10 protein-coding genes are annotated in these 14,300 nt (G+C 72.3%); 6 read left to right on the forward strand and 4 right to left on the reverse strand.

Annotation, left to right across the window (positions count from 1 at the left end; translation table 11 throughout):
* Positions 1-21: 21 nt before the first annotated feature.
* Together OHS82_RS23270 and OHS82_RS23275 are read right to left on the reverse strand one after the other, a co-directional pair.
* Positions 22-534, reverse strand: a complete 513-nt coding sequence (locus OHS82_RS23270; RefSeq protein WP_199863793.1) for a DUF2771 domain-containing protein — start codon at positions 532-534, stop codon at positions 22-24.
* Positions 535-608: 74 nt separating this feature from the next.
* Positions 609-2,042, reverse strand: coding sequence for an MFS transporter (locus OHS82_RS23275; RefSeq protein ID WP_199863792.1), 1,434 nt, complete (start codon positions 2,040-2,042; stop codon positions 609-611).
* Positions 2,043-2,626: 584 nt separating this feature from the next.
* On the opposite strand from OHS82_RS23275, the gene OHS82_RS23280 reads away from it, so the two are divergent.
* From OHS82_RS23280 to OHS82_RS23300, 5 genes are all read left to right on the forward strand, one after another.
* The gene (locus OHS82_RS23280; RefSeq protein ID WP_057579084.1) at positions 2,627-3,553 is read left to right on the forward strand and encodes a DUF3027 domain-containing protein; all 927 of its coding nucleotides are present in this window, start codon (positions 2,627-2,629) and stop codon (positions 3,551-3,553) included.
* Between the two features lie 99 nt (positions 3,554-3,652).
* Complete coding sequence (locus tag OHS82_RS23285) at positions 3,653-6,841, forward strand: sacsin N-terminal ATP-binding-like domain-containing protein (RefSeq protein WP_057579403.1); 3,189 nt, start codon at positions 3,653-3,655, stop codon at positions 6,839-6,841.
* Between the two features lie 150 nt (positions 6,842-6,991).
* Positions 6,992-7,759 (forward strand): hypothetical protein, encoded by a 768-nt coding sequence (locus OHS82_RS23290; RefSeq protein ID WP_057579082.1) that lies wholly within the window; start codon positions 6,992-6,994, stop codon positions 7,757-7,759.
* Positions 7,760-7,922: 163 nt separating this feature from the next.
* Positions 7,923-8,846 carry a hypothetical protein gene (locus OHS82_RS23295; protein ID WP_057579079.1) on the forward strand — a complete coding sequence of 308 codons (924 nt, stop codon included), beginning with the start codon at positions 7,923-7,925 and terminating at the stop codon, positions 8,844-8,846.
* Between the two features lie 119 nt (positions 8,847-8,965).
* Positions 8,966-9,769, forward strand: a complete 804-nt coding sequence (locus OHS82_RS23300) for a hypothetical protein (protein WP_057579076.1) — start codon at positions 8,966-8,968, stop codon at positions 9,767-9,769.
* A gap of 94 nt (positions 9,770-9,863) precedes the next feature.
* On the opposite strand, the gene OHS82_RS23305 is transcribed toward OHS82_RS23300, so the two are convergent.
* Together OHS82_RS23305 and OHS82_RS23310 are read right to left on the reverse strand one after the other, a co-directional pair.
* Positions 9,864-12,230 carry an HAD-IC family P-type ATPase gene (locus OHS82_RS23305; RefSeq protein ID WP_057579074.1) on the reverse strand — a complete coding sequence of 789 codons (2,367 nt, stop codon included), beginning with the start codon at positions 12,228-12,230 and terminating at the stop codon, positions 9,864-9,866.
* Positions 12,231-12,424: 194 nt separating this feature from the next.
* On the reverse strand, positions 12,425-12,697 hold the full coding sequence (locus OHS82_RS23310) for a DUF2530 domain-containing protein (RefSeq protein ID WP_057579073.1): 273 nt from the start codon (positions 12,695-12,697) through the stop codon (positions 12,425-12,427).
* Between the two features lie 117 nt (positions 12,698-12,814).
* Between OHS82_RS23310 and OHS82_RS23315 the strand changes: the two genes are divergently transcribed.
* Positions 12,815-14,266 carry an NCS2 family permease gene (locus tag OHS82_RS23315; RefSeq protein WP_057579070.1) on the forward strand — a complete coding sequence of 484 codons (1,452 nt, stop codon included), beginning with the start codon at positions 12,815-12,817 and terminating at the stop codon, positions 14,264-14,266.
* Positions 14,267-14,300: the final 34 nt, after the last annotated feature.

Genomic DNA, 14,300 nt, shown 5'->3' on the forward strand with positions numbered 1-14,300 from the left:
GGACGCGTACGGGGGACGTGACTAGTCGTCCTTCTTGAGCTTGAAGGACCACAGGCCGGTCGCCGCCTGGCTCTGCTTCTTGCCGTCGCCCGCCTTGATGGTGACGAGCGTGGAGTCGCCCTGGGCGCCGTACTGGGCGTTGAAGAACACGCTGCCCGGGATCGTGCGGTAGGTCTTGTCGCTGTCCTCGGTGAGCGGCTGACCGTTCATCAGGATCGTCCAGCGCTTGTCGGCCACGTCGGGGTCGACGCCGAAGCGGACGGTCTCGTCCGGGTCGACGCTGATGGACTTGATGTCCTTGTCCGCGAGGCACTTCGCCAGATCGGCGGCCTTGAGGGCCTTGCCCTCTCCGCCGCAGGTGGCCTCGGCGCTGACCGAGTCGCGGCCGACGGTGATCGTGGACAGCGGCGTCGGCTTGTCGCAGGCCGACAGGACGAGGAGTCCGGCACAAACGGCGCCGGCGGCGGCGACGACGCGGCGGCGTCGCACAGCGCCAGGTACATCAGCGGCTCCGCCGCGGGTCATCGTGGTCATGGCGGAAGGCTATCGGGCGCGCCCGGCCGCCCCTTTACGTGGGGTGCGGCGTGGCTGTGTGTCACGCCGCGCGGTTACGCCACGCGGGGTTTCGCGCCGCCGCCGTGGCGGGCCGAGGACAGCAGGCCGCGGGCGGTGGTGACCCAGCCCAGCGCGACGACCGCGGCGGCCACCGACAGGCCCAGCGCGCCGTTCAGCGGCATGACGATGCCGACCGCGCCGCCGAACACCCAGCACACCTGGAGCATCGTCTCGGAGCGGGCGAACGCCGAGGTGCGGACGAGTTCCGGGACGTCCCGCTGGATCAGCGCGTCCAGGGACAGCTTGGCGAGGGCCTGGGAGAAGCCGGCGACCGCCGCCAGACAGGCCACCAGGAACGCGCCGAAGAACGCGGCCGCCGTGATCGTCGCGCCGAGGACGACGGCGACGACGGCGACGATGATCACCTCGGGTGCTCTGAACCGCAGCCATGCCCCGACGGTCGTGCCGAGCGCGTTGCCCAGGCCGGCGGAGACGGCCACCATGCCCAGCGACACGGCCGCGCTCTGCCCGGTGAGCGGGTGCTCGCGCAGCAGGAACGCCAGGAAGAAGGTCAGGAACCCGGACAGCCAGCGCAGGGCCGCGTTGGCGCCGAGGGCGTGGGTGACGGCGATGCCGACGGTCCGCAGGCCGGGCCGCTTCAGCTGCTGCCGGTGAGGGCCGTGCAGGTGCTGCTCGTCGGCGGCGAGCAGAGCCACGTCCTCGCCCTTGGCGGAGTCGACCTTGCCGGGGAGCGAGAAGGACAGGAACGTCCCCGCGACGAAGATCACGAAGGCGCCGTAGAGCGGGTAGCGCGGGCCGAGCGCCTGTAGCCCCGCTCCGACGGGCGCGGCGACGCCGGTGGCGAGGAGACCGCCGAGGGTGACCCGCGAGTTGGCTTTGACCAGGGAGAACCCCGGGGGCAGCAGCCGGGGCACGACGGCGCTGCGGACGACCCCGTACGCCTTGGAGGAGACCAGCACGCCGAGCGCGGCCGGATACAGCTCGATGCTGCCGGTGGCGACGGCGCCGGACAGGACGAGCGCGAGGAGCGCCCGGGCGAACATCGCGCCGGCCATGGCGGCGCGCCGTCCGTGCGGGAGCCGGTCGAGCAGCGGGCCGATCACCGGGGCGAGGACGGTGAAGGGGGCCATGGTGATGGCGAGGTAGAGGGCGACGCGGCCGCGCGCCTCGTCGGTGGGCACGGAGAAGAACACGGTGGAGGCGAGCGCGACGGTGATCATGACGTCGCCGGCGCCGTTCACCCCGTGCAGTTCGATCAGCTTGCCGAGGCCGGACTCGCCGGCGCCGTGCGCGTGGGTCGCCTTCCTGATCCCGCGGGCGGTGCCGGTGAACGGGAAGTGCAGGGCACGGCCGATCGCGCGGACGGACCCGCTCATCCGGCCCGAACCGCTCACTCTGCTCCTCCCCTTGGTCCCCTTCGTCGCACCGATCCCGGTGGCGCCCTGGGGTGTTCTCGCGGCTGCCACCCCGTCATAGTGCCCCGAGAAAGCCGTGCATAGTGCGGTTACCGCGCGTATGGCCGTGTGCCGGTGGGCGCGCCCGGCCGTCCGGGAGGCGGCCCGGTCCCGTCGGCCCGCCCCGGAAATCATCTCCTGCGACGCTCGGGGAGCGCATCCGGGAGCGCATCCGGGAGCGCATCCGGGAGGGCTTCGGGAGGGCTTCCGGAAGGCTTCAGGGGGCTTTCGGAGAACTGCGGGAGGGATTCGACAGGGTTCGGGAAACCCTTCGGGAAGGGCTTCGGGAGGGTTCGGGGAACGCTTCGAGAGGGCTTCGGGGGCTTCCGGTGGGTGGGAAACGTCCCGTCGGTGTAGGCCGAGCGTCCGCGAGAAGGTAGCGTGCGTAGCGCGCCGTGGCGATTGTTCTCGGCCGCGCGCCTCCCGGCCATCCCGCAGAATGGATGACAGCAGGCGCGCCCGAGCGCGATCGGGCGCGGACGTCGACGCGGCGCTCCCCCAGTGCCTCAGGCCTGGGAGGTACCCCCAGCCGCTCCGTCCGCACCCGCCGCCTTGAGGGGCGCACCGAGAGACGGCGTAGGAGAGAAGCGATACCTGTGAGCGCAGCGACCACGCGAAGCCGCACCCCCGACCGCCTGTGCGCCGAGGCCGTCGACCTCGCCCGCGCCGCAGCCGAGGAGGCGGCCGCCCCCGGCGTGGTCGGTGAGCATGCGGGCGTCGTCTCGGAGGGCGACCGTGTGGTCACCCACTATTTCGAGTGCAAGGAGCTGGGCTACCGGGGCTGGCGCTGGGCGGCGACGGTGGCGCGGGCGTCCCGCGCCAAGATCGTCACCCTGGACGAGGTGGTGCTCCTCCCCGGTCCCGACGCCGTGCTGGCGCCCGAGTGGGTGCCGTGGAGCGAGCGGCTGCGCCCCGGCGACATGGGCCCCGGCGACCTGCTGCCCACGGACGCGGAGGATCTGCGCCTGGAGCCGGGCTACAGCGGGGAGGACGAGCCGCTGCCGAACTCGCCCGTCTCCGAGGAGATGGCGCAGCTGGCCGAGGCGGAGGACGCGGACGTGACGCCGGCCGCGCCGGCGAAGCTGCCGACGATCCCGGTCCGGGGCACGATCGCCGCGGTGGCCGAGGAGCTGGGCCTGCGCCGGGCCCGGGTGCTGTCCCGTTACGGTCTGCACACCGCCGCCGACCGCTGGGAGGACGGCTTCGGCCCGAAGACGCCCATGGCCCAGGCGGCCCCCGCGTCCTGTGTGAGCTGCGGTTTCCTCGCCCGTATCGGCGGCTCGCTGGGGCAGGCCTTCGGTGTCTGCGCCAACGAGTTCTCCCCGGCCGACGGCCGGGTGGTCTCGCTGGCGTACGGCTGCGGCGGCCACTCGGAGGCTGCGGTGATGCCCACGCCGCCCCGGCCCGCCCCGCCGGTGGTCGACGAGACCCGGGTCGACCCGTTCCCGCTGCGCCCGGCCGCCGACTCGGGCTCGGTCCCGACCGCGGCCGACGAGGACGCGGCGGAGCTCGGCCACTCGTAGCGCCTCGTCCTTGTCCGGCGGCCGGGCCGGGCCGGAGCGGGGGACGCGGTCGCTTCCGCGGGCGGTACCTTCGTCCTCACGCCGAGGAGAAGAGTGAACGTGAGCAAGTTCGTGCGGCCGGCGCCCGAGGGCGCGGATCCGTTCGGCACGGCACGCCTGCGCCGTGGAGTGCTGGACGCCTGGGCCACCAGTCCCGCCCGTTTCCGGGAGGACGCCAACGCCGAGGAGGATCTCGTCCTCGGCGGGTACCGGGACCGGCTCGTCGTCGAGCTGGCGCAGAACGCCGCCGACGCCGCGGCCCGGGGCGGGGTGCCGGGGCGGCTGCGTCTCACCCTGCGGGACGGCGTTCTCGTCGCCGCCAACACCGGCGCGGCCCTGGACGCCGCCGGTGTGGAGTCCCTCGCCACGCTGCGGGCCTCCGCCAAGCGGGAGGAGCGGCAGTCGGCCGTGGCCGTCGGGCGGTTCGGCGTCGGCTTCGCCGCCGTCCTCGCGGTCACCGACGAGCCGGCCGTGGTCGGCCGGCACGGTGGTGTCCGCTGGGATCTGGCGGAGGCCCGGTCGCTGGCCTCCGAGACCGCCCGGCACAGTCCGGGCCTCGGTGACGAGGTGCGGCGGCGCGACGGACACGTGCCCCTGCTGCGGCTGCCCTTCGCGGCCCAGGGCACGGCCCCCGACCCGTACGACACGGCCGTCATCCTCCCGCTGCGCGACGCTGCGGCGGCCGATCTCGCCGAGCGTCTGCTCACCGCGGTCGACGACGCCCTCCTGCTGGCCCTGCCGGGCCTGGAGGAGGTCGTCGTGGAGATCGGGGACGGCGCCGCGCGCACCCTGAGCCGTTCCGCCGACGGGGACCTCACCGTCGTCACCGACACCGAGCGGGGCGTCACCCGGTGGCGGACCGCCGCCGCGCACGGCCCCCTCGGTCCCGAACTGCTCGCCGACCGTCCGGTGGAGGAGCGGCTGCGTCCTCACTGGTCGGTCACCTGGGCGGTGCCCGTCGACGACGAGGGCGCGCCCGTCGCGCCCCGCACCACGCCGGTCGTCCACGCGCCCACTCCCAGCGACGAGCCGCTGGGGCTGCCTGCCCTGCTCATCGCGTCCTTCCCGCTCGACACCACCCGCCGTCACGCGGCGCCCGGTCCGCTGACCGACCATCTGGTGCGGCGGGCGGCCGAGGCGTACGCCGAACTCCTCGCCGGCTGGCGGCCGGTGGGGCCGGGGATCATCGACCTGGTGCCCGGTCCGCTGGGCAAGGGGGCGCTGGACGGGGCGTTGCGCCAGGCCGTCCTGGAGCTGCTGCCGCGCACCGCGTTCCTGCCGCCGGCCGTCGCGCCCGTGCCGGAGGAGGGCGTGGACGAGGGCGAGGACGCGGTCGGGCTGCCCGAGGCCCTGCGTCCCCGGGACGCCGAGGTCGTCGAGGGCGCCGGCGCCGACACGGTGCGGGTGCTGGCGGAGGTGCTGCCGACGCTGCTGCCCGCCGGTCTCGAGCGGCGTGTCGAGCTGCGCACGCTCGGCGTCGCGCGGATCCCGCTCGCGGACGTCGTCGACCGGCTGGCCGGTCTGGACAGGGAGCCGGGCTGGTGGCACCGGCTCTACGACAGCCTGGCCGGGGTCGACCCGGACCGGCTCACCGGGCTGCCCGTGCCGCTGGCCGGCGGCGCCGTGGAGGCCTTCGGCGGCGGCGGTGGACGACGTACGGCCATCGGTCCGCGCCAGGTGCTGCTGCCCACCCCGGACTCGGCCGGACTCGACGCGGACGTCCTCGGCCGGCTCGGTCTGAAGGTCGCGCACGAGGACGCCGCGCATCCGCTGCTGGAGAAGCTGGGCGCGCTGCCCGCCACTCCGCGGGCCGTCCTGACCACCCCTCAGGTGCGGGCCGCCGTCGCCGCGTCGCTGGACGACGACGGCGGCGCCTGGGACGACCAGGGCGCCCCGGACGCGGAGGAGCTCGCCGACGCCGTCCTCGCGCTCGTCCGCGACGCGGGTCTGGAGCCCGGCGACGAGCCGTGGCTCGGTGCGCTCGCCCTTCCCGACGACGAGGGCGAACTGGTGCCCGCCGGTGAGCTCGTGCTGCCCGGCAGTGCGTTCGCCTCCGTCATCCGGGAAGACGAAGTCGCCTTCGTCGACGCGGAGTTGGCGGAGAAGTGGGGCGAGCAGCCGCTCGCCGCCTGTGGCGTCCTCGCCGACTTCGCGCTCGTCCGCGCCACCGACGTCGTCCTCGACCCGGACGAACTGGAGCCCCGGGACGGGGACTTCGCCGAGCCGGACGACGCGGGGCTGCTGGACGCCGTCGACGTGTGGTGCGAGGACGTCCTCGACCGTTTCCCCGACAGCCCGGTGCCTCCGGTCGCCACCGAGCTGGTCGCCGTGCGTGATCTCGACCTCGTCGACGAGGACCGCTGGCCGCAGGCCCTCGCCCTGCTCGCGCAGCCGCCGCTGCGGGACGCCCTGGTGCAGCCGCTGCGCGTCCTGCTGCCCGACGGCACGCATGAGACGGTACGTCCGTACACGGCCTGGTGGCTGCGCGGGAACCCGGTTCTCGACGGCCGCCGGCCGGCCGGACTCCTGGCCTTCGGCGGCGACCCGCTGCTGCGCGGCCTGTACGACGAGGCCGACGCCACGGGCTTCGACGACGAGCAGGTGCTGCGGGCGCTGGGGGTGCGCACCTCGGTGGCCGCCCTCCTCGACGAGCCCGGCGGCGCCGCCGAGCTCCTGGACCGTCTCTGCGATCCCGACCGTTCCGTCACCTCTGCGCAACTGCACGGTCTGTACGGGGCGTTGGCGGAGCTGGATCCGGAGCAGGTCACCCTGCCGGACGAGCTGAGGGCCGTCGTGGACGGCCGGGTCGAGGTGGTGGACGCGGCCGACGCCGTGGTCGTCGACTCACCCGATCTGCTCCCCTTCACGGGAGGCGTCCCGCTGCTGCCCGTGCGGCCGTCGCGGGCTGCCGAACTGGCCGAGCTGTTCCAGGTGCGGCGGCTGAGCGAGTCCGTCACGGGCGAGGTCGACTCCGAGGGCGTCGAGCACGACGTGCCGGAGCCGGTGCGGGTGCTCCTCGGCCCGCGCACGCCCGCCACCTACGTCGAGCACGAGGAACTGGTCGTCGACGGCGTCGAGATCGACTGGCGGCTGACGGACGGCGGCGTCCTGCACGCGGCCACCCTGGAGGGCGTCGCCGCCGGACTCGCGTGGGCGGCCGGGCAGTGGCCGCGCCGGTTCGAGGTCGCGGCCCTGCTGGAGGACCCGACCCGGACTCAGGAACTGGCCCGCGACCGCTGGTTCGACTGACGCCCGCACGGACACGACGACGAGCGCCCTCGCGGAACGTCTGCGGGGGCGCTCACATTTTCTCCGTGATTTCCCCATCGAACGTGCAACCGTCGGACTGGGGTACGAGTCTTCTCGAGGGAGTGATGTTTCTCAACTGGGGGAAAACACATGCGCATCCGTGCCACCGCGGCGGTCTCCTTCGGCGCTCTGGCCCTCGCCGGCCTGGCCGTTCCCGCCGCGCAGGCGGCGCCGGGCGACGGCGGACTCGGCGATGTCAGGATCACGAAGGTCGTCGTCGACGGCGACAACAAGGTGCCCGTCTCCACCAACGCGGCGAAGACCATCTCCATCAGCGTGACCGCGACGGACGACTCCGGCATCAAGGGCGCCGAGCACTTCTCGCTCAAGGGCCCCGACTACGGCTTCGAGATGACCGGCACGCCGACCTGCAAGAAGGTCAACGCCACGACCTCCACGTGCACCGCCTCGGTGAAGGTCGACCCGCGGACCGACTACCTCAGCAACAAGAACGCCGGCACCTGGTACGTCGACGCGTGGATCGACGCCAACGACGGTGACTTCGTGTGGAAGGAGAAGGCCGGTCACTTCTACTTCCAGCGCCTCACCAAGCTCACCGTCAACGCGACGCCGGAGCCGGTGAAGAAGGGCAGGACGCTCACCGTGACCGGTTCCCTGACGCGCGCCGACTGGGAGACGCTCAAGTTCGGCGGCTACGGCGCCCAGCCGGTACAGCTGCAGTACAAGAAGAAGGGCTCCACCAAGTGGAGCACCGTGAAGACCGTCAGGACGAGCTCCACCGGCGGCCTGAAGGCCACCGTCAAGGCGACGGCGGACGGCTCCTACCGCTACACCTACGCGGGCAACTCGGTCACCGCGGCGGTCACGACCGCCGGTGACTTCGTCGACGTCAAGTGAGCACGACCGCCGGCCGCGACGGCACACACCGCGACGTCCGGCGGCCGTACAACCATTCCCCGGCTTCAGACATCTGACCAGGCGAGCCGAGCAGGCTCGCCGAACCATTCGGGCTCACCGGAGGCATCCGTCCGCAGAGCCCCTTGATCCCCTTGGGACATACATGCGCATACGCGCCACCGTGGTCGCCGTCACCGGCGCCGTGGCCCTCTCCGCCTTCGTCGTGCCGGCCGCACAGGCCGTCGGCAGCGACGCGCACCACCGCCTCGACACCCTGGAGGCGCTGCACGCCGCCGCCTCCGGCCGGAGCACCTTCACCGGTGCGACCGGCGGCACGGGCACCCCGTACGCCCTGGACGCCAGGTTCACCGGCGTCAGCGTCAACAACGGCAAGCCGATCGTGGCGGGAACGTCCGGCAAGGTCCGCGTCCCCGTCAAGTTCAAGGTGACGCACGGCGCGGGCGTCGACGTCACCGCGGGCGACACCGAGCTCGACGTGATCCTCTACCGCGGCTCGTACAGCAACCCGGCCAACCTCCTCCTCGGTGACTACTACCCGAGCTGCTCCAACACCTCGGCCACGGTCGCCACCTGCACGGGCACGATCGACATCCTCCCGGGCGAGGAGCTGGAGAACGCCGACGCCACCGGCTGGAAGGCGGCCGGCTACATCGTCGACTGGAACGACGTCGACCCCTTCGCGGACGACATCGACTTCAGCAAGGTCGGCTTCATCGAGAGCTCGGCGCTGACCACGGCCAAGCTCCAGCGCCTCTCCAAGCTGACCGTCAACGCCGCGCCGGAGCCGGTGAAGAAGGGCAAGACCCTCACCGTCACCGGCAAGCTGTCCCGCGCCAACTGGGACAACGGCTCTTACGCGGGCTACTCGACCCAGCCCGTGAAGCTGCAGTTCCGCAAGAAGAACAGCAGCACCTACACCACCGTGAAGACCATCAAGAGCAGCACCACCGGCAGCCTGAAGACCACGGTCAAGGCGTCCGTGGACGGCTACTACCGCTACGTCTTCGCGGGCACCTCGACGACCCCGGCGGCCACCGCCGCGGGTGACTTCGTCGACGTGAAGTGACACCGGGCGTGTGACGGCGGCCGGTCCCGGACCTCCGGGGCCGGCCGCCCTCCGCGCTCCCGTCCCTCACGCTCCCGCTTCACCTTCACACAGCTCACTCCGCCATCTGGAGAACACCCATGCGCGTACGCGCCCTCGTGGTCGCCGCCTCCGGCGCCCTCGCCCTGTCCGCCCTCGCCGTCCCGGCCGCGCAGGCCGCTCCGGCCGGCCCCGCCGTCACCTTCTCCCAGGTGAAGGTCAACGGCGGCAAGACCATCGTCGTCGGCCCGACCACGAAGGTCACGGTCGCGGCCAGCTACACCGTCACCAAGCCGGCCGGTCTGAACGCGAACTCCTTCGTCACCTTCCCGGTCCTCTACCGGGGCGGCACGCTCACCATCGACACCCCTGACAAGGACGTCTGGGGCGGAGACGAGCCCGGCACCTGCACGGCGTCCTCCGCGACCGTCCTGAAGTGCACCGCCAAGATCCAGTTCCGTCCGCTGGGGAACACCGACTTCGGCGACCTGAACAACACCCTCGCGGGCGCGTGGAAGCTCGGCGCCGCCGCCGTCAACGACAGCGGCCTCACCACCGGCAGCAACCTCGGCAGCGCGAAGCTGCAGCGCGCGGCCACCCTCACCACCGACGCCGCGCCGGAGCCGGTGAAGAAGGGCAAGACCCTCACCGTCACCGGCAAGCTGGCCCGCGCGAACTGGGACACCGGCAAGTGGGCCGGCTACTCCGCCCAGGCCGTGAAGCTGCAGTTCCGCAAGAAGGGCAGCAGCACCTACACCACGCTGAAGACCGTCAAGACGAGCTCCACCGGCACCCTCAAGACCACGGTCAAGGCGTCCGCGGACGGCTACTACCGCTACGTCTTCGCGGGCACCACGACGACCCCGGCGGTCGCCGCCGCGGGCGACTTCGTCGACGTGAAGTGACCCCACGCACGTGAGGTGACCCCACGCATGTGAGGTGAGACCCCACGCACGTGACGAACGGCCGGACCGGGCACGCCAGGTCCGGCCGTTCGCGTCATGCGGCAGTTCTGCGGTCCACCCGGCGCCAGCACACCTCGAGGGCCGCCGACGCCACCGCCGCCACACCCACCGCCGTCCACGGCATGGTCGGTCCGACCAGCTTCAGCGCGAAGAAGTCCTGCAGCCAGGGGACGATCAGCACGAGCAGGAACGCCGCGCCCATCGAGGCCACCAGCAGCACCCGCCACCAGGTGTACGGCCGGGCGATGATCGCCAGCACCCACATCGAGACCAGGAACAGGGTGAGGGTCGCCGCGCTCGTCTCCGCCTCCAGGGAGCCCGCGCCCGTGTAGTGGTGACGGGCGATCAGGTACGTGACGAAGGTGGCCGCCCCGGCGATCACACCGCCCGGGACCGAGTACCGCATCACCCGCCGGACGAAGTGCGGGCGGGCCCGCTCGCGGTTGGGGGCGAGCGCGAGGAAGAAGGCCGGAATGCCGATGGTGAGGGTGGACAACAGGGTCAGGTGCCGTGGCAGGAACGGGTACTCGACCTGCCAGCACACCACCAGCAGCGCCAGCAGCACCGAGTAGACCGTCTTCACCAGGAACAGCGTGGCCACCCGGGTGATGTTGCCGATGACCCGGCGGCCCTCCGCCACCACCGACGGCAGGGTCGCGAAGCTGTTGTCCAGCAGCACGATCTGCGCGACCGCGCGGGTGGCCTCGGAGCCCGACCCCATCGCCACGCCGATGTCCGCGTCCTTCAGCGCGAGGACGTCGTTGACGCCGTCCCCGGTCATCGCGACGGTGTGCCCGCGGGACTGCAGCGCGCCGACCATGTCCCGCTTCTGCTGCGGGGTGACCCGGCCGAACACCGTGCCCTCCTCCAGGGCCCGCGCCATGCCGGGCGGATCGGACGGCAGCCGCCGGGCGTCCACCGTGGCGCCGTCCAGCCCGAGCTTCGCCGCCACCGCCCCCACCGACACCGCGTTGTCACCGGAGACGACCTTGGCGCGGACGTCCTGCTCGGCGAAGTAACGCAGTGTGTCGGCGGCGTCCGGCCGCAGCCGCTGTTCGAGCACCACCAGGGCGGCGGCCCGGGCCCCGCGTGCGGGCTCGGGATCGTCGAGGTCGCGGGCGGCACGGGCCAGCAGCAGCACGCGCAGCCCCTGCTCGTTCAGCCGCTCGGTCTCGGCGAGGGCCGGGTCGCTGTCGGCCAGCAGCACGTCGGGCGCACCCAGCAGCCAGGTGCTGCTCTCCCCGTCGCCCTCGTTGAAGCTGGCGCCGCTGTACTTGCGTGCGGAGGAAAAGGGCAGGGACTCGGTGCAGCGCCACTCCTCGGCGTCCGGGTAGGCGTCGATGATCGCCTTCAGAGAGGCGTTGGGCCGCGGGTCGGACTCCCCGAGGGCCCCGAGGGCCCGCCGTAGGTACGCCTCGTCACCGCCGTCGAGGGTGCGCAGTTCGGTGACGTCCATGCCGCCCTCGGTGAGGGTGCCGGTCTTGTCCAGGCAGACGGTGTCGACGCGGGCGAGGCCCTCGATGGCGGGGAGCTCCTGCACCAGGCACTGTTTGCGGCCGAGCCGGATGACGCCGATCGCGAAGGCGACCGAGGTGAGCAGCACGAGGCCTTCCGGGACCATCGGGACGATGCCGCCGACGGTACGGGCGACGGACTCCTTGAGGTCGTGGTTCTTGACGACCAGCTGGGTGACGACCAGGCCGATCGCGGCCGGCACCATCATCCACGTCACGTACTTGAGGATCGTGGAGATGCCGGTGCGCAGTTCGGAGTGGACGAGCGTGAAGCGGGACGCCTCCTCGGCGAGCTGGGCGGCGTAGGCCTCCCGGCCGACCTTGGTGGCCCGGAAGGCGCCGACGCCGGCCACCACGAAGCTGCCCGACATCACCGCGTCGCCGGGCCGCTTGACGACGGGGTCGGCCTCGCCGGTGAGCAGCGACTCGTCGATCTCCAGGCCGTCCGCCTCGACGCACACCCCGTCCACGGCCGCCTTGTCGCCGGGGCCGATCTCGATGACGTCGTCCAGGACGAGGCCGGAGGTGGAGACCTCGACGGCCGTGCCGCCACGGCGGACGGTGGGACGCGCCTCGCCGACGACGGCGAGCGAGTCCAGGGTCTGCTTGGCCCGCCACTCCTGGATGATGCCGATGCCGGTGTTGGCGAGGATCACGAACCCGAACAGGCCGTCCTGGATGGGCGCGACGGCGAGCATGACCAGCCACAGGACGCCGATGATCGCGTTGAACCGGGTGAAGACGTTCGCCCGGACGATCTCGCCGGCGGAGCGGCTGCTGCGGACCGGCACGTCGTTGACCTGACCGCGGGCGACGCGGTCCGCGACCTCCGCTGCGGTCAGGCCGGTAGCCGTCGGCGCTGAGGCGGGGGCGTCGGTGTGGGCCATGGAACCGACGGTACGTGCGGATTTGGGGGTTCACCCCCCGAGGACGCCGAAGATCCGACCTGGGGAGGACAGGAGTAGTGCCGTGGTTGCAGTGCCCACCCCGAGGCGTCCCCGACGGCGTCCCCGACCGGAGGGTGAGCCGCCCCGGGCTGAAGTGCGAGCCGCGGGCCGAGGTTTCGCGCGCCCCCCCGGCGTCACACGGCGGAGGCGTCCGCCTGTTTCGTCGCCGCGGCCCGCTTGATCGCCGCGTCCCGCCTGCGGACGTACCAGATGCCGATGAGCCCCAGGCCGGCGCCGGCCAGGCAGGTCCACACCCACCACAGGCGGTCGTGGTCCTCGAACCAGCCGTAGAAGGGGAGCTGGACGAGGAAGAGGACGAACCAGAGGATCGTGCCGCCGGTGATGGTGGCGACCACGGGGCCCTCCAGGGGCTCCGGCGCCTCGTGCTTGGGGGTCCACTTCGCCATGGGGACAGCTTACGAGGCCATCACATCTACGCGCGGAGATGGCCGACCCGGACCTCATATGTTCATACTGAAACCGTTTACCCCTGACCACTTCTCTTCGTAGGAAACACCGAAACGATGCCCACGCCGGCCCCCGCCAAGGTCCCCGCCCCTGAACAGCCGGGAGCCAGGTCCGCCCACGGCGCTCTCGACCGCCACTTCCGGATCTCCGAACGGGGCAGCACCCTGTCCCGGGAGATCCGGGGCGGCTTCGCCACCTTCTTCGCGATGGCGTACATCATCGTGCTGAACCCGATCATCCTCAGCAGTGCCAAGGACATGTACGGGCACCAGCTCGACAACGGCCAGCTGGTCACCGCCACCTGTGTGACGGCCGCCTTCACCACGCTCCTCATGGGCGTGGTCGGCAACGTGCCCATCGCGCTGGCCGCGGGCCTCGGCGTGAACTCGGTGGTCGCGCTCCAGCTCGCGCCCCGGATGTCCTGGCCCGACGCCATGGGCATGGTCGTGCTCGCCGGGTTCGTGGTCATGCTCCTGGTCGCCACCGGGCTGCGCGAGCGCGTCATGAACGCGGTGCCCTTCGGCCTGCGCAAGGCCATCAGCATCGGCATCGGCCTGTTCATCATGCTGATCGGGCTCGTCGACTCCGGCTTCGTCAGCCGCATCCCGGACGCCGCCCACACCACCGTCCCGCTCCAGCTCGGCGCCGACGGTCACCTGAACGGCTGGCCGGTCCTCGTCTTCATCCTGGGCGCGCTGCTCACACTGGCCCTGATCACCCGCAAGGTGCCCGGCGCGATCCTCATCTCGATCGTCGCGATGACCGTCCTCGCGCTGGTCCTCAACGCGGTGGCGACCATCCCCTCCTGGGGCCTCACCACCCCCGAGTGGCCCGGCAGCCCCGTCGCCACCCCCGACTTCGGGCTGATCGGCGAGGTCAGCCTGTTCGGCGGGTTCGGCAAGGTCGGCGTCCTGACCGGCGTCCTCTTCGTCTTCACGGTCCTGCTGTCGTGCTTCTTCGACGCGATGGGCACGATCATGGGCGTCAGTGACGAGGCCAAGCTGACCAACGCCCAGGGCGAGATGCCCGGCATCAACAAGGTCCTCTTCGTCGACGGCCTCGCGGTCGCCGCCGGCGGCGCCAGCTCCTCCTCCGCCACCACCGCGTTCGTCGAGTCCACGGCCGGCGTCGGCGAGGGCGCCCGCACCGGCTTCGCGAACCTGGTCACCGGCTCGCTCTTCGCCGTGGCGCTGTTCCTCACGCCCGTCGCCACCATGGTGCCGTCCCAGGCCGCCACGCCGGCGCTGCTCGCGGTGGGCTACCTGATCCTGGCCGGGTCGGTCAAGGAGATCGACTGGGCCGATCACACCATCGCCGTCCCGGCCTTCATCACCATGGTGATGATGCCGTTCACCTACTCGATCACCAACGGCATCGGCATGGGCTTCATCGCCTTCGTCGTGCTGCGGCTGGCGGCAGGGCGCGGCCGGGAGGTCCCGGCGCCGATGTACGTAGTGTCCGCCGTGTTCGTCTTCTACTACCTGATGCCGGCACTCGGCCTCACCTGAGCCGCGGGAGCGGGACGGCGGGGTCGGCGGCCGG

Origin of the sequence: Streptomyces sp. NBC_00425 (assembly GCF_036030735.1) — a bacterium.
Lineage (GTDB): Bacteria > Actinomycetota > Actinomycetes > Streptomycetales > Streptomycetaceae > Streptomyces.

Bases quoted from the DNA above. Each gene is read 5' to 3' on its own strand.
- OHS82_RS23270 (WP_199863793.1), bottom strand. From the start codon at position 534: ATGACCACGATGACCCGCGGCGGAGCCGCTGATGTACCTGGCGCTGTG.
- OHS82_RS23290 (WP_057579082.1), top strand. From the start codon at position 6,992: ATGCGCATCCGTGCCACCGCGGCGGTCTCCTTCGGCGCTCTGGCCCTC.
- OHS82_RS23295 (WP_057579079.1), top strand. From the start codon at position 7,923: ATGCGCATACGCGCCACCGTGGTCGCCGTCACCGGCGCCGTGGCCCTC.
- OHS82_RS23300 (WP_057579076.1), top strand. From the start codon at position 8,966: ATGCGCGTACGCGCCCTCGTGGTCGCCGCCTCCGGCGCCCTCGCCCTG.
- OHS82_RS23305 (WP_057579074.1), bottom strand. From the start codon at position 12,230: ATGGCCCACACCGACGCCCCCGCCTCAGCGCCGACGGCTACCGGCCTG.
- OHS82_RS23310 (WP_057579073.1), bottom strand. From the start codon at position 12,697: ATGGCGAAGTGGACCCCCAAGCACGAGGCGCCGGAGCCCCTGGAGGGC.
- OHS82_RS23315 (WP_057579070.1), top strand. From the start codon at position 12,815: ATGCCCACGCCGGCCCCCGCCAAGGTCCCCGCCCCTGAACAGCCGGGA.